The sequence below is a fragment of the Streptomyces sp. HUAS CB01 genome (assembly GCF_030406905.1).
Taxonomy (GTDB): Bacteria; Actinomycetota; Actinomycetes; order Streptomycetales; family Streptomycetaceae; genus Streptomyces; species Streptomyces chengbuensis.
This window is the reverse complement of sequence record NZ_CP129137.1, coordinates 1,797,064-1,818,156: the sequence shown is the minus strand read 5'-3', so window position 1 is coordinate 1,818,156 and position 21,093 is coordinate 1,797,064. Positions and strand designations below refer to the sequence as shown.

Annotated in this window: 16 protein-coding genes; 9 read left to right on the top strand and 7 right to left on the bottom strand. The window is 73.1% G+C overall.

From position 1 onward, the window contains the following. Positions 1-103: 103 nt before the first annotated feature. A complete protein-coding gene (locus QRN89_RS08140) occupies positions 104-517 on the bottom strand; it encodes a hypothetical protein (protein WP_290348672.1) in 414 nt (137 codons plus the stop codon). A gap of 263 nt (positions 518-780) precedes the next feature. Here QRN89_RS08140 and QRN89_RS08135 point away from each other — a divergent pair, with 263 nt between their 5' ends. Next, positions 781-2,736 carry a Xaa-Pro dipeptidyl-peptidase gene (locus QRN89_RS08135; protein WP_290348671.1) on the top strand — a complete coding sequence of 652 codons (1,956 nt, stop codon included), beginning with the start codon at positions 781-783 and terminating at the stop codon, positions 2,734-2,736. A gap of 14 nt (positions 2,737-2,750) precedes the next feature. Here QRN89_RS08135 and QRN89_RS08130 read toward each other — a convergent pair whose 3' ends face one another. Continuing rightward, complete coding sequence (locus tag QRN89_RS08130) at positions 2,751-3,242, bottom strand: PaaI family thioesterase (RefSeq protein WP_290348670.1); 492 nt, start codon at positions 3,240-3,242, stop codon at positions 2,751-2,753. 62 nt (positions 3,243-3,304) lie between these two features. Further along, the gene (locus QRN89_RS08125) at positions 3,305-5,584 is read right to left on the bottom strand and encodes an FdhF/YdeP family oxidoreductase (RefSeq protein ID WP_290348669.1); all 2,280 of its coding nucleotides are present in this window, start codon (positions 5,582-5,584) and stop codon (positions 3,305-3,307) included. Positions 5,585-5,767: 183 nt separating this feature from the next. Between QRN89_RS08125 and polA the strand changes: the two genes are divergently transcribed. After that, complete coding sequence (gene polA, locus QRN89_RS08120) at positions 5,768-8,425, top strand: DNA polymerase I (RefSeq protein ID WP_290353620.1); 2,658 nt, start codon at positions 5,768-5,770, stop codon at positions 8,423-8,425. A gap of 580 nt (positions 8,426-9,005) precedes the next feature. Here the strand turns inward: polA and QRN89_RS08115 are convergent. Beyond that, positions 9,006-9,854, bottom strand: a complete 849-nt coding sequence (locus QRN89_RS08115) for a DUF4184 family protein (protein ID WP_290348668.1) — start codon at positions 9,852-9,854, stop codon at positions 9,006-9,008. A 224-nt stretch (positions 9,855-10,078) separates the two neighbouring features. Between QRN89_RS08115 and QRN89_RS08110 the strand changes: the two genes are divergently transcribed. The 3 genes from QRN89_RS08110 (at position 10,079) to pgfA (ending at position 13,149) form a co-directional block, all read left to right on the top strand. Further along, positions 10,079-11,791 carry a lytic transglycosylase domain-containing protein gene (locus QRN89_RS08110; RefSeq protein WP_290348667.1) on the top strand — a complete coding sequence of 571 codons (1,713 nt, stop codon included), beginning with the start codon at positions 10,079-10,081 and terminating at the stop codon, positions 11,789-11,791. 210 nt (positions 11,792-12,001) lie between these two features. Beyond that, a complete protein-coding gene (locus QRN89_RS08105) occupies positions 12,002-12,139 on the top strand; it encodes an SPW_0924 family protein (protein WP_290348666.1) in 138 nt (45 codons plus the stop codon). 17 nt (positions 12,140-12,156) lie between these two features. Then, positions 12,157-13,149 carry a cell envelope lipid trafficking protein PgfA gene (gene pgfA, locus QRN89_RS08100; protein WP_290348665.1) on the top strand — a complete coding sequence of 331 codons (993 nt, stop codon included), beginning with the start codon at positions 12,157-12,159 and terminating at the stop codon, positions 13,147-13,149. A gap of 40 nt (positions 13,150-13,189) precedes the next feature. Here the strand turns inward: pgfA and hrpB are convergent, their stop codons facing one another. Next, complete coding sequence (gene hrpB / locus QRN89_RS08095; RefSeq protein ID WP_290348664.1) at positions 13,190-15,715, bottom strand: ATP-dependent helicase HrpB; 2,526 nt, start codon at positions 15,713-15,715, stop codon at positions 13,190-13,192. A 1-nt stretch (position 15,716) separates the two neighbouring features. After that, on the bottom strand, positions 15,717-16,547 hold the full coding sequence (locus QRN89_RS08090) for a class I SAM-dependent methyltransferase (RefSeq protein WP_290348663.1): 831 nt from the start codon (positions 16,545-16,547) through the stop codon (positions 15,717-15,719). Positions 16,548-16,930: 383 nt separating this feature from the next. Here QRN89_RS08090 and rpsA point away from each other — a divergent pair, with 383 nt between their 5' ends. The 4 genes from rpsA to QRN89_RS08070 all read left to right on the top strand — a co-directional run bounded on the left by rpsA (position 16,931) and on the right by QRN89_RS08070 (position 20,730). After that, entirely contained in the window at positions 16,931-18,424 is a 1,494-nt protein-coding gene (gene rpsA, locus QRN89_RS08085) for a 30S ribosomal protein S1 (protein WP_017947549.1), read from the top strand. Between the two features lie 188 nt (positions 18,425-18,612). Further along, positions 18,613-19,551, top strand: coding sequence for a PAC2 family protein (locus tag QRN89_RS08080; RefSeq protein WP_290348662.1), 939 nt, complete (start codon positions 18,613-18,615; stop codon positions 19,549-19,551). Between the two features lie 93 nt (positions 19,552-19,644). After that, a complete protein-coding gene (gene coaE, locus QRN89_RS08075) occupies positions 19,645-20,244 on the top strand; it encodes a dephospho-CoA kinase (RefSeq protein WP_290348661.1) in 600 nt (199 codons plus the stop codon). Between the two features lie 123 nt (positions 20,245-20,367). Next, positions 20,368-20,730 (top strand): tetratricopeptide repeat protein, encoded by a 363-nt coding sequence (locus QRN89_RS08070; protein ID WP_290348660.1) that lies wholly within the window; start codon positions 20,368-20,370, stop codon positions 20,728-20,730. Positions 20,731-20,775: 45 nt separating this feature from the next. Here the strand turns inward: QRN89_RS08070 and QRN89_RS08065 are convergent, their stop codons facing one another. Beyond that, positions 20,776-21,051 (bottom strand): DUF6343 family protein, encoded by a 276-nt coding sequence (locus tag QRN89_RS08065; RefSeq protein ID WP_290353619.1) that lies wholly within the window; start codon positions 21,049-21,051, stop codon positions 20,776-20,778. Positions 21,052-21,093 lie beyond the last annotated feature (42 nt).

Genomic DNA, 21,093 nt, shown 5'->3' with positions numbered 1-21,093 from the left:
ACGGCGAACCCGGCCCACCTGCCGGCCGGTTGACGGCGACGCGGCGGTACGGACGGTTCCACCGCGTACGTGTGCTCACCGGGCTCCACCGGACCCACGCCGCTCACTGCCACGGCCCTCCGGTCGGACCTTCCCCGCGGTAGCGCTCCGTACAGCTCCGCTCTACCTGACGGTTAATCAATTCCCTTGCGGAGACAGCCCCGTTGCTCCGTTCCTCGGCGCGTCCGGCGTCGAGTACGGTGCGCAGGATCTCGTACTGGCCGTTGGACAGGCCCATGGACTGGTAGTCGCCGTAGCCGCCGCCCGCGTCGGCGAGGAGGCGGTGGGCCCAGTGGGTGACCAGGCGGGTGCACAGCTCCTGTGGCGACGTCGTGCGCGGGGACGGGGACGGGGACGGCCGGGGGGCCGTCCCGGGGCCGGGGCCCGCGCAGCCCGCCAGTACCACCGCCAGGGCGACGCAACGGGCGATGGTGCGCAGCCGGGCGGACCGCGCGCGGGGCGGTGCGCCGTCGGTCATGCGCCGACGCTAGACCCGCTCCGTCCGCCGTGGCAACGGGGCGGTCGCCGGCGGTCGCGGCCACCTGTCCCGGTGCCGCGGGCACCGTCGGGGTCCTCCGGGGCGGGCGGAGCCGGGCCGGCGGTTCCGCCGGCGGTGCAAGAGGGCCTGGCGGCGGCCGTGTTGGGTCTGGTGCCGCCGGGGCGCACACGGTGGAATGTGTCAGCACCACCCGCGTGATCGTCAACCGTGATCGTCACCAACCCCGGCCCTGGAGGGCACGAATGGCGAGATCCACCCGAACAGGCGCGGCCCGCAGGGCGCGTGCAGGCACGGCGTACCGATGGGGCACGGCCGCGCTGGCGGTGTCGTTGCTGTCGGCACTGCCGGCGCCGGCGGCGCAGGCGGACGACCCGGCGCTGAGCGTCGTGGACAACCGGACCCAGCCCGTCTTCTCCCGTGCCGACGCGATCCACCAGCAGGTCGACGTCGAGACCGAGGTGGACAGCGACGGAGACGGCCGGCGCGACACGGTGCGGATGAGGATCCTGCGCCCCAAGGAGACCGACGCGGGGCTGAAGGTCGCCACCATCGTCGAGGCCAGCCCGTACTGGGCGGGCGGCAACGACGTCCGGAACCACGACGTCGACGTGGACGAGGACGGCCTGCCCGCGCACGGCAGGTCCACCGGGGACGAGCGGGTCCCCGGGCTGGTGACCCCGTACGAGGACCAGGGGGCCGCCGGGCTGTCCGCCTCGTCGGTCCCCTGGTCCGGCTACACGGACAACTACTTCCTCCCGCGCGGCTACGCGGTCGCCCAGGTCGACAGCCTCGGCACGGGCGGCTCGACGGGCTGCCCCACCTCCGGCGGACGCAACGAGACGCTCGGCGCGAAGGCCGCCGTCGACTGGCTGAACGGCCGCGCCCGCGGCTGGGACCCCGAGGGCAGGCCGGTGGGCGCCGCCTGGTCCACGGGCGACACGGCGATGATGGGCATCTCGTACAACGGCACCCTGCCGACGGCCGTCGCCACGACGGGGGTCGAGGGGCTCAAGGCCATCGTGCCGATCTCCGGGATCTCCTCCTGGTACGACTACTACCGCGCGGGCGGCGGGGTGGTGGCACCCGGCGGCTACCAGGGCGAGGACGCCGACGTGCTGGCCGAGTACGTGCACACCCGTGCGGACCGGCAGGTCTGCCGGCCCGTCATCGACCGGCTCACCGCCGAACAGGACAGGGTGACGGGCGACTTCACCAGCTTCTGGAAGGAGCGGGACTACCTCCGCGACGTCGGCAGGATCAAGGCCGGGGTGTTCCTCGTCCACGGCGGCAACGACTGGAACGTGAAGACGCAGCACTTCGGGCAGTTGTGGGAGGCGCTGAAGAAGCACGGCGTCCCGCGGAAGCTGTGGCTCCATCAGGCGGGCCACGTCAACCCGATGCCGCTGCGCATGGAGGAGTGGCTCGACCAGCTGCACCAGTGGTTCGACCACTGGTTGTACGGGTTGGACAACGGCGCTCTCGCCGCACCTCCCGTCGAGGTCGAGCAGTCGGACTTCAGCTGGAAGCGGCAGTCCGACTGGCCCGCGCCCGGCACGCGTGACGTCAGACTGTGGCTGACCGGGGGCGGGCTCGCGCCGCTGCCCGGGAAGCCCGTGCGGCAGAAGGCGACCGACCAGGGCCGCACCGTGCCCGCCGAGCAGCTGGTCGCCGACCCCGGCACGGCACGGCCCGACCGGCTCGTGTACACGACCCGTCCGCTCGCGGCCGATCTGCGGGTCAACGGCGTGCCGGAGTTGTCGGTACGGGCCTCGCTCTCCGGTACGTCGCCGTACGTGACCGCGCTGCTGGTCGACTACGGCACCGACACCCGGGCGACGGCCGGCACCGTCACGGACACCACGCAGCAGGTCTGTTACGGCGAGGGCATCCCCGGGGACACCGGATGCGCCTACCGCACCCGCCATCGCACCGAGACGGCCGACTTCAAGATCGTCTCGCGGGGCTGGCTGGACATCCGCAACCGGGAGTCGGTGGAGCGGCAGAGCACGGTCGTGGAGGGCCGCGAGTACCGGCTGGAGTGGGCGATGCAGCCCCAGGACCACGTCTTCAGGAAGGGGCACCGGCTGGGGGTCGTCCTGATCTCGACCGACCACGACTACACGCTGCGCCACCCGGCCGGGACGGAACTCGCCGTCCGGGCCGGGATCAGCAGCGTCACCCTGCCGGTCGCCCGGTAGCGCGACGCCTCGCGTCAGCCCGCCGTCCCCGGGACGAGATCCGCGTCCTGGGGACGGACGTCCCGCAGCAGACAGGTCAGCCGGGCCGTGCAGACCCGCCTGTCCTGCTCGTCGGTGATCACGATCTCGTAGGTGGCGGTGGAGCGGCCCCGGTGCACGGGGGTGGCCACGCCCGTGACCTGGCCGGAGCGCACACCCCGGTGGTGCGTGCAGTTGAGGTCCACCCCGACGGCGATCTTCGAGCTGCCGCCGTGCAGCATGGATCCGACCGACCCGAGGGTCTCGGCCAGCACCGCGGACGCCCCGCCGTGCAGCAGCCCGTACGGCTGGGTGTTGCCCTCGACGGGCATCGTGCCGACGACGCGCTCCGCCGAGGCCTCGACGATCTGCACGCCCATCCGGTTGCCGAGGGTGCCCGCCGAGAACAGCGCGGGCAGGTCGACGCCGAGTGCGGCGTACTCGGCGATGACCTCCTGCGGGAACTTCACCGTCGTCTGCTCACCCATGGGCCGGCTCCGATCGTCGTGCGTCTGTGGTGTCCTGGGGCTTCCGCCGCCTGAGCGAACGCTCAGTCGGGCGGTGATTGTTCCAGACGTACGATCACGGACTTGCTGGCGGGGGTGTTGCTGGTGTCCGCGGTGGCGTCGAGCGGCACCAGGACGTTGGTCTCCGGGTAGTACGCGGCGGCGCAACCCCGGGCGGTCGGGTAGTGCACCACGCGGAAGCCGCGCGCCCGCCGCTCCACACCGTCCTTCCACTCGCTGACGAGATCGGTGTACGCGCCGTCCGCGAGCCCCAGCTCCGCCGCGTCCTCGGGGTGGACGAGGACGACGCGGCGGCCGCCCCTGACACCGCGGTAGCGGTCGTCGAGTCCGTAGATCGTGGTGTTGTACTGGTCGTGGGAGCGCAGGGTCTGCAGCAGCAGCCGGCCCTCGGGGACCTCCGGGTACTCCACGGGCGCCGCGGTGAAGTTCGCGCGGCCGGTCGCCGTGGGGAAGCGGCGCTCGTCGCGCGGCGCGTGGGGCAGGGTGAAACCGCCGGGGCGGGCGATCCTCGTGTTGAAGTCCTCGAAGCCCGGCACCACCCGGGAGATCCGGTCCCGGATCGTGGCGTAGTCCTTCTCGAACTCCTCCCACGGCGTCCTCGACCCCGGGCCGAGCACCGCGCGGGCCAGCCGGGCCACGATCGCCGGCTCGGACAGCAGGTGCGGGCTCGCCGGCGGCAGGTTGCCCCGGGACGCGTGCACCATGCCCATGGAGTCCTCGACCGTCACGAACTGGCGGCCGCTCCTCTGCTCGTCCCGGTCGGTCCGGCCGAGCGTGGGCAGGATCAGCGCCCGGGTGCCGGTCACCGCGTGCGAGCGGTTGAGCTTCGTCGACACGTGCACCGTGAGCCGGGCGCGGCGCATCGCCGCCTCGGTGACGTCGGTGTCGGGCGTGGCGCCCACGAAGTTGCCGCCCATGGCGAAGAACACCTTCGCCTCGCCGTCGCGCAGCGCCCTGATGGCCCGGACGGTGTCGAGGCCGTGGTGCCGCGGCGGCGCGAAGCCGAACTCCTTCTGCAGGGCGTCGAGGAACGCGTCGGTGGGCCGTTCGAAGATGCCCATCGTGCGGTCGCCCTGCACGTTGGAGTGGCCGCGCACCGGGCACACACCGGCGCCGGGCCGGCCGACGCAGCCGCGCAGCAGCAGGAGGTTGACGACCTCGCGGATGGTCGCGACGGCGTGCTTGTGCTGGGTGAGGCCCATCGCCCAGCAGACGATCGTCCGCTCCGAGGCGAGGACCATGCGGGCCGCGCGCTCGATGTCCTCGGCGTCGAGGCCGGTCGCGGCGAGCGTCTCCGCGGGGTCCGCCGCGCGCGCCGCGGCGGCGAACTCCTCGTAACCGTGCGTGTGCTCCCGTACGAACGCCTCGTCGACCCCGCCCGGCGCCTCCAGGACCAGCTTGTTGAGGAGCCGGAAGAGGGCCTGGTCGCCGCCTATGCGGATCTGGAGGAAGAGGTCGGTGAGGGGAGTGCCCTTGATCATGCCCCGCGCCGTCTGCGGGTTCTTGAACCGCTCCAGCCCGGCCTCCGGCAGCGGATTCACCGAAATGATCTTCGCTCCGGACCGCTTGGCCTCCTCCAGCGCCGACAGCATCCGCGGGTGGTTCGTCCCCGGGTTCTGCCCGGCGACGATGATCAGGTCTGCCTGGTGCAGATCCTCCAGCGAGACGCTGCCCTTGCCCACGCCCAGCGTCTCGGTCAGCGCCGAGCCCGAGGACTCGTGGCACATGTTGGAGCAGTCCGGCAGGTTGTTGGTGCCGAACTCGCGGGCGAAGAGCTGCAGCAGGAAGGCGGCCTCGTTGCTGGTGCGGCCCGAGGTGTAGAACAGGGCCTCGTCGGGGGAGCCGAGCGCCTCCAGTTCCTCGGCGATGATCGCGAAGGCCCGCTCCCAGGTCACCGCCTCGTAGCGGTCCGCGCCCTCCGGCAGGTACACGGGCTGCGTGATACGGCCCTGCTGGCCCAGCCAGTACCCGCTGCGCGAGGCCAGGTCGGACACCGGGTGCGCGGCGAAGAAGTCCGGCGTGACCCGGCGCAGCGTCGCCTCCTCCGCCACCGCCTTCGCGCCGTTCTCGCAGAACTCCGCCACATGACGGCGCTCACCCTCGGGCCAGGCGCACCCCGGGCAGTCGAAGCCGTCCTTCTGGTTCACCCTGAGGAGGGTCCGCGCGGTGCGCGCCAGCCCCATCTGCCGCTGCGCGACCCGGAGCGTGTGCCCGATCGCGGGAAGGCCGGCCGCGGCGTGCGCGGGTGCCTCGACCCGGGGCGCGTCCTGCACCGGATCACCTTCGGGCGGCTTGGTGGCCATCGTGCTCCCCTTCGAGCGCGGACGGGAGGATGTGCTGTACACCACCGATCCTGTCACGCGTCCGCGGTGGCCGGACCCCGGCGGCCGTGGGCGGCATTGTCGGTGGTCCGTGGCAGGATCGTGTCCGTGGCTGAGACAGCATCGAGGAAGACCTCAGAGGAAACCCGTCCGCGCCTGCTCCTCATGGACGGGCACTCGCTGGCGTACCGGGCGTTCTTCGCGCTGCCGGCGGAGAACTTCACGACCGCCGGCGGCCAGACGACGAACGCGATCTACGGCTTCGCGTCGATGCTGGCGAACACGCTCCGCGACGAGGCGCCCACGCACTTCGCCGTGGCCTTCGACGTGTCCCGCAAGACCTGGCGCTCCCAGGACTTCCCCGAGTACAAGGCCAACCGTTCCTCGACCCCGGACGAGTTCAAGGGCCAGGTCGAGCTGATCGGCGAACTGCTCGACACGATGAACGCGGTGCGCTTCGCCGTGGACGGCTTCGAGGCGGACGACATCATCGCGACCCTCGCCACCCGGGCCGAGGCCGCCGGATTCGAGGTCCTGATCGTCACCGGCGACCGGGACTCCTTCCAGCTGGTGTCCGACCACGTCACCGTGCTCTACCCGACCAAGGGCGTCTCCGAGCTGACCCGCTTCACCCCGGAGAAGGTCCAGGAGAAGTACGGCCTGACCCCCTCCCAGTACCCGGACTTCGCCGCCCTCCGGGGCGACCCGTCCGACAACCTCCCGGGCATCCCCGGGGTCGGCGAGAAGACCGCCACGAAGTGGATCAACCAGTTCGGCTCGTTCGCGGAGCTCGTGGAGCGCGCCGACGAGGTCAAGGGCAAGGTCGGCCAGGCGCTCCGGGACCATCTGGAGGCCGTCAAGCTCAACCGTCACCTGACGGAACTGGTCCGTGACGTGGAGCTGCCGAAGTCCGTCGGCGACCTCGAGCGCGCGCCCTACGACAGGACCGCGCTGAAGGGCTTCCTGGAGGTCCTGGAGATCCGCAACCCGAGCCTGCGCGAGCGCCTGCTCGCCGTCGACCCGGGCGCCGCCGAGGACGAGCCCCCGGCCCCGGCCGCCGGCGTGGAACTCGACGGCAGCGTGCTCGGCGCGGGTGAACTGGCCCCCTGGCTGGAGCGGCACGGTGCCCAGCCCCTCGGTGTCGCCACGGTCGCCGCCTGGGCGCTGGGCGTCGGCAGCGTCAGCGAGATCGCGCTGGCGGCCGCCGGGGGAGAAGCCGCCTGGTTCGACACGACCCAGCTCGACGAGGCCGACGAGCGTGCCTTCGCCTCCTGGATCTCCGACCCGGACCGTCCCAAGGTCGTGCACGGCGCCAAGGAGGCACTGCGGGTGTTCCCCGAGCACGGCTGGGACATCCGGGGCATCACGATGGACACGGCCCTGGCCGCCTACCTGGTGAAGCCCGGCCGCCGGTCCTTCGCGCTGGACGCCCTCTCCGTCGAGTACCTCCACCGCGAGCTGGCGCCCGCCGCCGCCGACGGGCAGCTGGCCTTCGGCGCCGAGGACGAGCAGGCCGAGGCCGACGCGCTGATGGCGCAGGCCCGGGCGGTCCTCGACCTGGGCGAGGCCTTCGGCGGGAAGCTCGGGGAGGTCGGCGCCGGCGAGCTGCTGCACGACATGGAACTGCCCACGTCGCTGCTGCTGGCCAGGATGGAGCGGGCCGGCATCTCCGCCGACCGGGCCCACCTCGAGGCCATGGAGCAGCAGTTCGCGGGAGCCGTGCAGCAGGCCGTGAAGGAGGCCCACGCCTCCGTGGGCCACGAGTTCAACCTCGGCTCTCCCAAGCAGCTCCAGGAGGTCTTCTTCGGCGAGCTCAACCTGCCCAAGACCAAGAAGACCAAGACCGGTTACACGACCGACGCCGACGCGCTGGCCTGGCTCGCGAACCAGACCGACCACGAGCTGCCCGTCATCATGCTCCGCCACCGCGAGCAGGCCAGGCTGCGCTCCACCGTCGAGGGCCTGATCAAGACCATCGCCGCGGACGGCCGGATCCACACCACCTTCAGCCAGACCGTCGCCGCGACCGGACGGCTCTCCTCCACCGACCCGAACCTGCAGAACGTGCCGGTGCGCACGGACGAGGGCCGGGCGATCCGCCGCGGCTTCGTCGTCGGCGAGGGCTTCGAGTCGCTGATGACGGCCGACTACAGCCAGATCGAACTGCGCGTCATGGCCCACCTCTCGGAGGACGAGGGCCTCATCGAGGCGTTCACCTCGGGCGAGGACCTGCACACGACCGTGGCCTCCCAGGTCTTCGGCGTGGAACGGTCCGCGGTCGACGCGGAGATGCGCCGCAAGATCAAGGCGATGTCGTACGGACTGGCCTACGGCCTCTCCGCGTTCGGCCTCAGCCAGCAGCTGAACATCGAGGCCGCCGAGGCGCGGGCCCTGATGGACACCTACTTCGAGCGGTTCGGCGGCGTCCGCGACTATCTGCGCCGCGTCGTGGACGAGGCGCGGGCCACGGGGTACACGGCGACGATGTTCGGCCGCCGGCGCTACCTCCCGGACCTCAACAGCGACAACCGCCAGCGCCGCGAGGCGGCCGAGCGCATGGCGCTGAACGCGCCGATCCAGGGCACGGCTGCGGACATCGTCAAGATGGCGATGCTGCGGGTGGACGCAGCGCTGCGGGAGGCGGGCCTCACCTCGCGGATGCTGCTCCAGGTCCACGACGAAATCGTTCTCGAGATCGCCCCGGGCGAGCGCGAGCGGGTCGAGGAGCTCGTGCGCCGTGAGATGTCGGCGGCGGCTGAACTGCGCGCACCGCTCGACGTCTCGGTGGGTGTGGGCCCGGACTGGGAGTCCGCCGCGCACTGACTCCCGCAGCGGGGCGCCACGGGTTCGCCGGGGCGCCCCGCGTCCGTTCGTCTGCGCGCGTGCGCCGCGGCCGTTCGATGCCGCGCGTGCCGCGCGCGCTGCGAGGTGCGTGCGTCGCGGCCGTTCGGTGCCGCCCGTACTGTGCCGTGTTCGTTCGGTGTGCGCGTACTGTGCCGTGTTCGTTCGGTGTCGCGCGTACTGTGCCGCGCCCGTGCCGCGCCCGCTCCGTGCCGTGCCCGCTCCGTGCCGTGCCCGCTCCGTGCCGTGCCCGCTCCGTGCCGTGCCCGCTCCGTGCCGTGCCCGCTCCGTGCCGTGCCCGCTCCGTGCCGTGCCCGCTCCGTGGCGCGCCCGCGCCGCGCCGCCCCCGCTCAGCGCGTCTCGCGGCCGCTGCGGCACGGCGGTTGTGGCCGTCGGCGCGGCGCGGCGCGGTGGTCGTGTCGCGGTCGTCGCGGCAGGGGGGTTTCGCGGTCCAGGTGATCCCCCCTGCGCCGGCCGCCGCAGGGCCGGTGTGTCCGTGCCCCGTGCCCCGGTTCCCCGTGCCCTGTGCCCCCGTCGCGGAAGCGGCACCCGGGGTCCCGCGTCAGGACACGCCCGCACGCTCCCGCGAGGGCTCCGCGTCCGGGAGCGCGCCGCGGCGTGACCAGAGCCGGACCGCGGTGCCGTACAGCACGACGCCCACCGCGAGCCCCGCCCCCGCCCCGAAGCACGCGGTGGGGATGATGTCGAGGGGCGTGTCGATCCGGCCCCAGTACTGGTACCAGCGCACGCAGCGGTGCACCGTCCCCGCGAGGACGCACAGCGTCAGCAGCGCCGCGGCGGCCCACCGCCCGGGCCGGCCGATCGACGGCACGGGCACCGGCCCGGTGAGCAACGGTGCGCGCTTCCAGGCGGATCCGGCGAACCAGCCCAGCGCCACCAGCGCCAGCATCGAACTCCCGTACTGCGTGTACGTGTAGAGGGGGAATCCGGCGACGGAGTCCGCCAGCACCGGCAGCACCCGCGTGCCCCAGCGGTCGAAGTGGGTGAACGCGTCCCACACGACGTGCGTCGCCGCGCCGATCGCCGCCGATACGGAGAACCACAGCGCCAGCGACGCCCGCGTGCGCTCCTTCGCGGACGCGCCGCGCACGACGGCGTGGGCGCGTCCCTGAAGACGCTGCGGCAGCAGCGCGAGCAGCGGTTCACGCACCAACAGCCAGACGCCCACCAGCCCCGCAGCGATGACGATGTCGACCGTGACCACGCCCAGCGGCCCGTGGGTCACCTCCCCGAAGCGCATCCCTCCGGGCAGCACGCTCGCCGCGAAATAGGTCGTGTCGGGCGCGAACGAGCCCGCGACGAGCGCCGATGCGACGAGCGGCCCCCGCGCCGTTCCGTTCCTGTGGATGCCGGGCAGGACCGCCGCGGCGTGGCTGAGCGTGAATGGCATGGTGCCGCCCCCGTGAGACCGTGATCGGGCAATGCGGCCCAGTATGCGGTAAACGGGCGGTGCGTCACTCGATCCGGAGGCCCGCATGCCGTCTGTGCGCGCGGGGTGAACAGTGGGCGGGAGCGGCCGGGGTGCCTGTGTTGCGGCGCGGTGAGTTGCCGTAGTGTCGCACGGGACATTGCGCGGGGAGCGCGAACAGCCGCCTATGGGGAGGGAACAGGGGTATGGCAGCGCAATTCGGCCGCCGGCTGCGCAAGGGGGCGACCACGACCGCGGTGGCGGCGGTGGCGGTGGCCGCGCTCTCCGCGTCGCAGGCCCCGGGTGTCGCACCCGCCGCGGGCGGCGGTGACGCGCAGTCCTCCGGAGCGACCCCTCCGTCGGGCTCCTCGGCGACCGGGAACTCCCCGTACTACACGGATCTGCCGCCGCTGAACAGCCCCAACAAGCCGGGCGCTTCGCCCCGGCTCCCCGAGGTCGGCCCGGCGGAGGCCGGCATCCCCGCCACGGTGCTGGCCGCGTACAAGCAGGCCGAGCAGACCGTCGCCGCCAGCGACCCCGGCTGCCGCGTCCCCTGGCAGTTGCTCGCCGCGATAGGCAAGGTGGAATCCGGCCAGGCGCGCGGCGGACGGGTCGACGCCAACGGCACGACGTTCTCCCCGATCCTCGGTCCGGTGCTGAACGGCGTGGGGTTCGCCAACATCTCCGACACCGACAACGGTGCCTACGACGGCGACCGCACGCACGACCGTGCCGTCGGCCCGATGCAGTTCATCCCGTCGACCTGGGCCACCTGGGGCCAGGACGCCAACAGCGACGGCCGCAAGGACCCGAACAACATCTACGACGCGGCGCTCGCCGCCGCGAAGTACCTCTGCGCCGGCGGCCGCGACCTGTCCGTCAAGGACGACCTCGACAAGGCGATCCTCAGCTACAACCGCTCCCGGGAGTACCTGCGGACGGTCCTGTCCTGGTTCGAGTACTACAAGCGCGGCACGCACGAGGTCCCGGACGGCTCGGGCGTGCTGCCGGTCGACCGCAGCGACGGCGGCTCCACCGGTACGGGCACCACCGCGCCGGCCGTGCCGGGTGCCACGCCCGGCCCGTCGCCGTCCCCCTCGAACCCCGGCGGTTCCACCGGGAGCCCCAAGCCGCCCCCGTCGAACCCGGGGACCGGCACGCCCGCCCCGGACCCGTCGCCGCCGACCACCCCGGCACCGACGCCGACCCCTCCGCCCGCCGCGACGGTGTTCGGCATCGAGAACGCCGGAGGCGGACGCCCCACCGCCATCGCCGGCCAGGACTTCGCCGTGCTCCCGAAGGTCCGGGCGAAGAGCCGCTCGGGCCAGTCGGTCGTCGGAGCCGACCTCGTCTTCGAGATCGTCGGCGCGACCGACGCCCGGTTCTCCGGCAACCGCACGACCGCGGTCGTCCGCACCGGCGCGGGCGGCATCGCCGTCGCCCCCGCCCTGAAGGCCGGTGAGAAGACCGGTGACTTCACCGTCCGCGTCACCGTCAGCGGGCGCGCCCTGCCCCGGCTCGACTGCACGGCGACCGTCACCCCCCGCCAGGCCGACGCGCTCGCGCGGACCGGCGACAAGGAGCTGACGGCCGCGCCGGCCTCGGAGTTCGCCGACGCGGTCGAGGTCAAGGCCACGTTCAAGGGCGAGGCGGCCGCGCGCGTGGCGGTCACCGCCACGATGGTCACCTCCGCCGACGACCCGGCCGAGAACACCAAGGGCCCGTACTTCAAGGACGCCGAGGGCAAGCCGGTCCGCACCCTCACGGAACTGAGGACCGACGCCGACGGCATGCTCGTGCTGCCGAAGATCTTCTCCGACGACCAGTCCGGCACGTTCCTGCTGCGTCTGACGACCGAGGGTGGAGCCACCCTGACCCTCGAACTGAAGGTCGCCGCCCCGGAGGCCCCGCCCGCCTGAGCCGTCCCCGGGGCCCCGCCCGTCCGAGCCGGCGACGCACGCCGGACCACCGCCCCTCCGCGCGTATCGCGTGGAGGGGCGGTGCCGTGTGCGGTGGGAAGCGCGCGCATCCCGCGGTGCGACGTGTTCTCATCTCGGGGCCGCGTTGCTACGGTGCCCCCGCCCGCTGTTCTGACGCTCCATCAGATCGCGTACCCCGGGAGGCCGACCATGCGCGCCCTCGTCGCCGCCGCCGTCGGGCTGGCCCCTGTGCTGCTCGTCGTGCTGCTCATCGCCGTACTCGACGTACCGCCCGGGGAGACCTCGCCCAGACCGCTGCTCACCACCGTCCCCGGCCCCAAGAAGTAGCGGGAGGAGCAGCAGCCGTGCGCCGTAGAGCCAGTCTCGTGCTCCTGTCCTTCGCGGTCCTCCTCGCGGCGCTGGCGCCGGTGCTGCGCTGGTACGCCTTCCCCCGGTTGGCCAAGATCCCGCCGAGCCAGTACCAGGAGATGGTGCTGGAGGCGAGGCCCGCGACCCTGCTGCAGTACGACACCATGCAGGCGAAGCGGGTCGAGAAGGTCACCATCGTGCAGACCCTCAAGGGCAACGTGGAGGAGTCGGAGCGCATCGAGCGCGACGCCGGCAGGGACGTGGTGGTCTGGGACTCGCTCTCCTACGTCCAGGGGCCGGACGGGAAAACGGTCTCCCAGATACCCGAGCGGTACATCTTCGACGCCCACACCCAGGCACCCGTGCACGCCACGGGGGAGTCGGTCGACGGGGACCCGGTCCGGCGCGAGGGCATCGAGTTCAAGTGGCCCTTCCTCACCGAGAAGCGCGACTACGCGTACTTCGACGCCCAGACCCGGACCTCGGCCCCGATCCACTACAAGGGGACCCGCACGTTCCGTGGCCTGGAGGTCTACTACTTCGAGCAGACGGTGCCCTGGACCAAGGTGCCCTACCCGAAGAAGATGCCGATGCCCGGCGTCGACGCGACGACGCTGGAGAAGCAGACCGGCACCACGCGCTGGTACACCACCAGGCGGATGTTCTGGGTCGAACCCGTCACCGGGGCGCCCGTCAACGGCGAGGAGATCCACACCGAGGAACTGCGCGGGGGGTCGCTCCTCGGCGGCCGCGACAAGGTGACCGCCTTCTCCGGGCACGTCAGAATGCGCGAGGACTACGTGGACCACACCGTCGCCCTGGTGTCGTCCAACCGCACGCTCGTGCTCCTGCTGGTCTCCTACCTGCCGTGGACGTTCCTGACCCTCGGTACGGGCCTCCTCGCGCTCTCCCTCCTCCTCGAGGCGCGCTCGCGCCGGCCGGACGTCGAAGCCGTGGCCGAGCGCGAACCCGAACCGGCCGGGGTGTGACCGCGGCCCGGCCGTCCGCCGGACGGCACCGGCCCGCCCGTCAGCGCTTCACACCCCGTGTGGGCTCCGCCGTCGCCGGATCCTCGGGCCAGGGGTGCTTCGGATAGCGCCCGCGCAGCTCCGCACGCACCGCCCGGTACCCGTCGCGCCAGAACGACGCCAGATCGGCGGTCACCGCGGCCGGGCGTCCGGCCGGGGACAGGAGATGGACGAGTACGGGCACTCCGGCGAGGCGCGGCGTCTCGTGGAGACCGAACAGCTCCTGGAGCTTCACGGCCAGCACGGGCTGCTCGCCCGTGTAGTCCACGCGGATCCGCGACCCGCTCGGCACCGCGATCCGCTCCGGGGCCAGTTCGTCGAGACGGGCCGCCTCGCCCGTCGCCCACGGGAGGATCCGCGGCAGGCACTGCCCGGCGTCGATCCTCGCCAGGTCGGCCCGGCGCCGCGCCCGGGACAGCTCGGGTTCCAGCCACTCGCCGGCACGATCCAGCAGGGCCCCGTCCGACACGTCGGGCCAGGGCGCGCCCAGCACCCGGTGCAGAAAGCCGAGCCGCTGCCGCAGCGCCACGGCGTCCCGCGACCACGCGAGCAGGCCCGGCCCCTCGCGGCGGAGCCCCTCCAGCAGTGCGTCCCGGACCAGGCCGGCCGCCGGTCCCGGCAACGGCCGCACGGACAGCTCCACCGCCCCCAGCCGCTCCACCCGCCGGGCGACCACATCGCCGTCCTCCCAGCGCACCTCCTCGCCCCGGACGTGCAGATGCGCCGCGGCGGCGCGCGCGGTCCCCTCGTCCACCACGGCGGCGAGCCGCACCCGCGCGGACGCGGACTGCGCCTGCCGGTCGGCCACCGCCACCGCGAGCCACGGCGCGCTCCGCAGCGGCGACCCCTCGCCGAGCTCCGCGCCGGTCCCGGACACCATCAGGTACGACGTCCCGCCCCGCGCCCGCGCCACCCGCTCGGGGAAGGCGAGCGCGGTCACGAACCCGGCGACCGTGTCGTCGGAGGCGGAGGCGGAGGCGGAGGCGGAGGCGGCCGGGCGGGCCGGGGCGTCCCCGGTGCCGCCGAGCGAGCGGGTCAGCCGGTCCGCCTCGGCGCGCCAGCGCGCTCCGTACGCGTCGCCACCTCGCCTGGCCGTGCGCCAGGCGGCCGCCAGGTCGTCCCCGTACTCACGCGGGGGCTCCTCGCTCAGCAGCGCCACGACCTCCGCGGCCCGGCGGGACCCGACCTCGGGACCGCCGTCGACCAGGGCCCGCGCGAGCCGGGGATGCAGCCCCAGCCGTGCCATCCGCCGTCCCCGGTCCGTCGCCCGGCCCCCCGGGCCGACCGCACCCACGGCGGCGAGGACGGAGCGGGCCGCGGCCATCGCGCCCGCGGGCGGCGCGTCCAGCAGGGCGAGCCCGGATGCGTCCGGGTCGCCCCAGCACGCGGCCTGCAGGGCGAACGCCGTCAGGTCCGCCACCCGGATCTCCGGGGCAGGGAAGCGGGGCAGCCTGGCGTCCTCCGCCTCGGTCCAGCAGCGGTAGACCGTGCCCGGCGCCTCCCGCCCCGCCCGGCCCGCCCGCTGCCGGGCCGCGGCCCCGGAGGCCCGTACCGTCGTCAGCGAGCCGAGGCCCCGGGCGTGGTCGGTGCGCGGTTCCCGGGCCAGCCCCGAGTCCACGACGACCCGTACGCCGGGGACCGTCAGCGACGACTCGGCGACCGACGTCGCCAGCACCACCCTGCGCCGCCGGCCGGGGGAGAGCACCGCGTCCTGCACGGCCGCCGGTGCCCGCCCGTGCACCTGCAGCACCTCGGCCCCGGTGTCCCCGAGGAGTCCGGCGACCCGCCCGATCTCCCCGGCCCCCGGCAGGAAACAGAGCACGTCCCCGTCCCGCTCGGCCAGAGCCCTGCGGACCACCGAGGCCACATGGGCGAGCAGCGCCGGGTCGACCCGCATGCCGTGCGGGGGACGCACCGGGCGGCCGGCCGGCGCCCACACCACCTCGACGGGATGGGCGACGCCCTCGGCCTCGACCACCGGCGCGCCGCCGAGGAGGCCCGCCCAGCCCTCCGCGTCCGTCGTGGCCGACGCCGCCACCAGGCGCAGTTCGGGGCGCAGCGTCGCGCGCACGTCGAGGAGGAACGCCGCCACCGTGTCCGCGTCCAGATGCCGCTCGTGGCACTCGTCCAGGATCACGGCGCCGACCCCGGCGAGCTCCTGGTCGCGCTGGAGCCGCTGGAGCAGGACACCGGTGGTGACGACCTCGATCGCGGTGTCCGGCCCCACGACGCGCTCCCCGCGCACCGTGAAGCCGACCCGGCCGCCCACCTTCTCGCCCAGCAGCCACGCCATCCGCCGGGCCGCGGCGCGCGCAGCGATCCGCCGCGGCTCGGCGACCACCACCCGGCCGCGGGTGCCCGTGCCGCCGCCGTCCAGGAGCCCGGCGAGCGCGATCGGCACCAGCGTCGTCTTGCCCGTGCCGGGCGGGGCGCAGAGCACGGCGGCGCCGTGCGCGTCCAGGGCCCGTTCCAGCGCGGGCAGCGCGGTGCGCACGGGAAGCCGGGCCAGGGCGTCCTCGCGGATCACGTCACTCGTCCCCCGCCCGGGGGCCCGCCCCGCTCCGCTCGCACACGAAGACCGCCGTCCCGGGGATCAGGTTCCCGCGCAGGGGGGACCAGCCGGCCCACTCCTGGCCGTTCCACGCCGGCCACTCCGGCTCGACCAGGTCCACCAGGCGGAATCCGCCCGCGACCACGTCGCGGACCCGGTCGCCGATCGTCCTGTGGTGCTCCACGTAGACGGCGCGGCCCTCCTCGTCCTGCTCCACGTAAGGGGTGCGGTCGAAGTAGGAGGCGGCGACGCTCAGCCCCTCGGGGCCGGGCTCGTCGGGGAACGCCCAGCGGATCGGGTGGGTGACCGAGAAGACCCACCGCCCGCCCGGCCGCAGTACCCGCCGCACCTCCCGGAACACGCTCACCGGGTCGGCCACGAACGGCACGGCCCCGTACGCGGAGCAGGCCAGGTCGAAGGAGCCGTCGGCGAAGGGCAGCGCGCCCGCGTCCGCCTCGACCAGCGGGAAGCCGGTGCCGAGCCGCAGGGCGTGCTGGAGCTGGCGGTGCGAGAGGTCCAGGGCCACCGGGCGCGCGCCCTGGGCCAGCAGCCAGCGGGAGCACTGGGCCGCGCCGGCGCCGATCTCGAGCACGGCGGCACCCCGCAGGGACTCCGCCGGCCCGAGCAGCCGGGCCTCCTCCTCGTCCAGTCCCTCGGGCCCCCAGACGAACCGGTCGTCGCCGAGGAAGGCGCCGTGCTCGGTCTGGTACTCGTCGGCGTTGCGGTCCCACCAGCCGCGGTTCGCCCGGCTGCTCTCCGCGCCGCCGGCGTCACGCCGGGTCGCCTCCGGTTCGTACTCTTGGATCATCTCGCCCGTCGTTGTACGTTGCTGGTACCTCGCCCGGAAGCACCGCGAGAGCCCTTGCGGCCGTGTCGCGGAGGGGCGAGGCGAGGCCATCATGGCCTCGGCAAACCTTAGTTGTGCCGGGTATGCGGCGTTCCGCCCCGGGTGGGGGCCTTCGCGCATTGACCGTGCCCTGCCGCCCCCGTATGCTAAAGGTTGCGCTGCGGGCTTGCGCGCCTCAGACGGAGCAGGCCGCGCTCGCATCTGTTGTATGTCCCCTCGGTTGTCGAGGCGCCATTCCTCCGCGGTTGGCGCTTCCTTGGCTGTCCGGCTTCTTCAGCTGCGATACGGGCTCACGGCGTAGCAGTACCTACGACTTCAATGTCCGTACCGGAGCCCTTTCCCACATGACGAGCAGCACCGAGACCACCGCCACCACCCCGCAGGTTGCGGTCAACGACATCGGTAACGAGGAAGCCTTCCTCGCCGCGATCGACGAGACGATCAAGTACTTCAACGACGGCGACATCGTCGACGGCGTCATCGTGAAGGTCGACCGGGACGAGGTCCTGCTCGACATCGGTTACAAGACCGAAGGTGTCATCCCGAGCCGCGAGCTCTCGATCAAGCACGACGTCGACCCGAACGAGGTCGTCGCCGTCGGTGACGAGATCGAGGCCCTGGTCCTCCAGAAGGAGGACAAGGAAGGCCGCCTGATCCTCTCGAAGAAGCGCGCCCAGTACGAGCGTGCCTGGGGCACCATCGAGAAGATCAAGGAAGAGGACGGCATCGTCACCGGTACCGTCATCGAGGTCGTCAAGGGTGGTCTCATCCTCGACATCGGCCTCCGTGGCTTCCTCCCGGCCTCCCTGGTCGAGATGCGCCGCGTCCGCGACCTCCAGCCGTACGTCGGCAAGGAGCTCGAGGCCAAGATCATCGAGCTGGACAAGAACCGCAACAACGTGGTCCTGTCCCGCCGTGCCTGGCTGGAGCAGACCCAGTCCGAGGTCCGCCAGACGTTCCTCACCACCCTGCAGAAGGGTCAGGTCCGTTCCGGCGTCGTCTCCTCGATCGTCAACTTCGGTGCCTTCGTGGACCTGGGTGGCGTCGACGGTCTGGTCCACGTCTCCGAGCTGTCCTGGAAGCACATCGACCACCCGTCCGAGGTCGTCGAGGTCGGCCAGGAGGTCACCGTCGAGGTTCTCGACGTGGACATGGACCGCGAGCGTGTCTCCCTGTCGCTGAAGGCGACGCAGGAGGACCCGTGGCAGCAGTTCGCCCGCACCCACCAGATCGGCCAGGTCGTCCCGGGCAAGGTCACCAAGCTGGTGCCGTTCGGTGCGTTCGTCCGCGTGGACGAGGGCATCGAGGGTCTGGTCCACATCTCCGAGCTGGCCGAGCGCCACGTGGAGATCCCGGAGCAGGTCGTCCAGGTCAACGACGAGATCTTCGTCAAGGTCATCGACATCGACCTCGAGCGTCGCCGGATCTCGCTGTCCCTCAAGCAGGCCAACGAGTCCTTCGGTGCCGACCCGGCGTCGGTCGAGTTCGACCCGACCCTGTACGGCATGGCCGCGTCCTACGACGACCAGGGCAACTACATCTACCCCGAGGGCTTCGACCCCGAGACCAACGACTGGCTCGAGGGCTACGAGAAGCAGCGCGAGGAGTGGGAGCGCCAGTACGCCGAGGCGCAGCAGCGCTTCGAGCAGCACCAGGCGCAGGTCATCAAGTCCCGCGAGGCCGACGAGGCCGCCGCTGCCGAGGGTGGCCAGGCCGCTCCGGCCGCCGCGCCGCAGGGCGGTTCGTACTCCTCGGAGTCGGACGACAACTCCGGCGCCCTGGCGTCGGACGAGGCCCTCGCCGCGCTCCGCGAGAAGCTGGCCGGCGGTCAGAGCTGAAAGGCTCCCCGTTAGCCACCAGGCAACTGGCACGGAGGCCCGCCCCTTTCGGGGGGCGGGCCTCCGTCGTTTCCCCGAACGCTTCGCCGCCCGCACTCTTCGGACGCTTCGGGGCGGCCCCCGACCGGCGGGAATGATCGCGCGGCCCGTGGGGTTGACCCCGGAGACACGGAGAAGGGGCGGTAAGGGTGCGAGATCCGCAGAGTCTTTACGAGTGGGAGCCGAAGGGCCTGGCGGTCGTCGACGTGGCACTGGCGCAGGAGTCGGCCGGGCTCGTCATGCTGTACCACTTCGACGGGTACATCGACGCGGGCGAGACGGGCGAGCAGATCGTCGACACCCTGCTCGCGTCCCTGCCCCACCAGGTGGTGGCCCGCTTCGACCACGACCGGCTCGTCGACTACCGCGCCCGCCGCCCGCTGCTGACCTTCCGGCGCGACCGCTGGACCGGTTTCGAGACCCCCTCCCTGGAGGTCCGGCTGGTCCAGGACGCCACCGGCGCCCCGTTCCTGCTGCTGTCCGGACCCGAGCCGGACGTCGAGTGGGAACTGTTCGCCGCCGCCGTCCGGGAGATCGTCGAGCGGCTCGGCGTGCGCCTCTCCGTGAACTTCCACGGCATTCCCATGGGCGTGCCGCACACCCGCCCCGTGGGCATCACCCCGCACGGCAACCGTACGGACCTGATGCCCGGTCACCGCAGCCCCTTCGAGGAGGCCCAGGTGCCGGGAAGCGCCGAGTCCCTCGTCGAGTACCGGCTCGCGCAGTGGGGTCACGACGTCCTCGGCGTCGCCGCCCATGTGCCGCACTACGTGGCCCGCTCCTCCTACCCGGACGCCGCGCTGACCGCACTCGAGGCCATCACCGCGGCCACCGGTCTGGTGCTCCCCACCGTCGCGCACACCCTGCGCACCCAGGCCCAGCGGACCCAGACCGAGATCGAACGCCAGATCGGCGAAGGCGACGAGGATCTGACGTCCCTGGTGCGAGGGCTCGAGCACCAGTACGACGCCATCGCCGGCGCCGACACGCGCGGCAGTCTGGTCGCCGAACCGGTGGAGCTGCCCTCCGCGGACGAGATCGGCAGGCAGTTCGAGCGGTTCCTGGCCGAGCGTGAGGGCGAGTCCTAGGCCGGGTCCGATGGGATGGGTCGGACACGGCAGCGGGACGGGTCCCGGGGCCCGGCGGAGTGCCGCACCCGGCACGCGCCTAAGCTTCCGCCCATGCTGAAGGTGGGCCTGACCGGCGGTATCGGCGCCGGCAAGAGCGAAGTGTCACGGCTCCTCGCGTCGTACGGCGCGGTGCTGATCGACGCGGACAAGATCGCCAGGGAGGTCGTCGAGCCCGGCACGCCGGGACTGGCGGCCGTCGTCGAGGCGTTCGGCCCCGACGTCCTCACTCCGGAGGGCACCCTCGACCGGCCCCGGCTCGGCGCGATCGTCTTCGCGGACGCCGAACGGCTGGCACGGCTCAACGCCATCGTGCACCCGCTGGTCGGGGCGCGGTCGGCCGAACTGGAGGCCGCAGCCGGCCCGGACGCGGTGGTCGTCCACGACGTCCCGCTGCTGACGGAGAACGGCCTCGCCCCGCTGTACGACCTGGTCGTCGTCGTGGACGCGGCCCCCGAGACCCAGCTCGACCGGCTCGTACGGCAGCGCGGCATGACCGAGTCGGAGGCGCGTGCCCGGATGGCCACGCAGGCCACGCGCGAGCAGCGCAGGGCCATCGCCGACGTGCTCATCGACAACGACGGGCCGCGCGAGGCACTGGAGCCCCAGGTGCGCAAGGTCTGGGCGGAGCTGCGCGAGCGCGCGCGGCGTTAGCGCTCGGCTGCTCGGCCGAGGCCCTACGGCCGTCGGCCCCGCGCGGCCGCTTCGTGACCGCTTCCGGGAATCCCCCGCGGCCGCAGATGTTGAATACGTGAGGGGGGAGGGAAGGATGCGAGCGTGCCCGAGACCACCCCGGAGACCCATGTCATCGACTTCCGCGCGGCCGAGCAACTGCTCGCCTCGCGGGACCCGCGCGGGGCGATCAAGCTCCTCGACTCGGTCATCGCCGCCCACCCGGAGAGCCGGGCGGCCCGACTGCTGCGGGCGCGCGCCTATTTCGCGTCCGCCCAACTGCGCGCGGCGGAGCGCGAGTTCCAGCACATAGTCGACCACGAGCCCGACAACGCCTTCGCCCACTTCGCGCTCGCCCGGACCTTCCAGCGCTCCGGCCGCCCCGACCAGGCCCAGCGGCACTTCCGCCTCGCCGCCGCGCTCGACCCCAAGCCCGAGTACCTGGAAGCCGCACGCTTCGATTCCTGAGCGCCGCTTCCCGGCCCCCGTCGCCGGAGCGCCGGCTCCCGTGCCCTACCGACGCCGTCGGCCGTCCCCGTGGTCCGGCTCGTACGGCGGGATGCCGGGCCCCGGCTGGTAGTGCGGCCCCTGGTGCAGCCGGTGCACCACGATCATCAGGTCGGTCATGACGACGAGGCCCAGCAGCCCGCAGGCGATCGCCCACCCGGGGCGCTCGACGAGCGCGAAGAGGGCCGTCCCCGCGACCGCCCACAGCAGTCCCCACACACTCAGCCAGAACCGCATCCGCAGCGGACTGCGCGCCGTGACAGGCTCGTTTCCCGTACGCATGGTCATCGCCTCTTCCCCTCCAGGATCCACCCGGAGCGCGTG

Bases quoted from the DNA above. Each gene is read 5' to 3' on its own strand.
- rpsA (WP_017947549.1), top strand. From the start codon at position 16,931: ATGACGAGCAGCACCGAGACCACCGCCACCACCCCGCAGGTTGCGGTC.
- QRN89_RS08115 (WP_290348668.1), bottom strand. From the start codon at position 9,854: ATGCCATTCACGCTCAGCCACGCCGCGGCGGTCCTGCCCGGCATCCAC.
- QRN89_RS08105 (WP_290348666.1), top strand. From the start codon at position 12,002: ATGCGCGCCCTCGTCGCCGCCGCCGTCGGGCTGGCCCCTGTGCTGCTC.
- polA (WP_290353620.1), top strand. From the start codon at position 5,768: ATGGACGGGCACTCGCTGGCGTACCGGGCGTTCTTCGCGCTGCCGGCG.
- QRN89_RS08130 (WP_290348670.1), bottom strand. From the start codon at position 3,242: ATGGGTGAGCAGACGACGGTGAAGTTCCCGCAGGAGGTCATCGCCGAG.
- QRN89_RS08125 (WP_290348669.1), bottom strand. From the start codon at position 5,584: ATGGCCACCAAGCCGCCCGAAGGTGATCCGGTGCAGGACGCGCCCCGG.
- QRN89_RS08135 (WP_290348671.1), top strand. From the start codon at position 781: ATGGCGAGATCCACCCGAACAGGCGCGGCCCGCAGGGCGCGTGCAGGC.
- QRN89_RS08110 (WP_290348667.1), top strand. From the start codon at position 10,079: ATGGCAGCGCAATTCGGCCGCCGGCTGCGCAAGGGGGCGACCACGACC.
- QRN89_RS08090 (WP_290348663.1), bottom strand. From the start codon at position 16,547: ATGATCCAAGAGTACGAACCGGAGGCGACCCGGCGTGACGCCGGCGGC.
- coaE (WP_290348661.1), top strand. From the start codon at position 19,645: ATGCTGAAGGTGGGCCTGACCGGCGGTATCGGCGCCGGCAAGAGCGAA.
- QRN89_RS08065 (WP_290353619.1), bottom strand. From the start codon at position 21,051: ATGCGTACGGGAAACGAGCCTGTCACGGCGCGCAGTCCGCTGCGGATG.
- QRN89_RS08140 (WP_290348672.1), bottom strand. From the start codon at position 517: ATGACCGACGGCGCACCGCCCCGCGCGCGGTCCGCCCGGCTGCGCACC.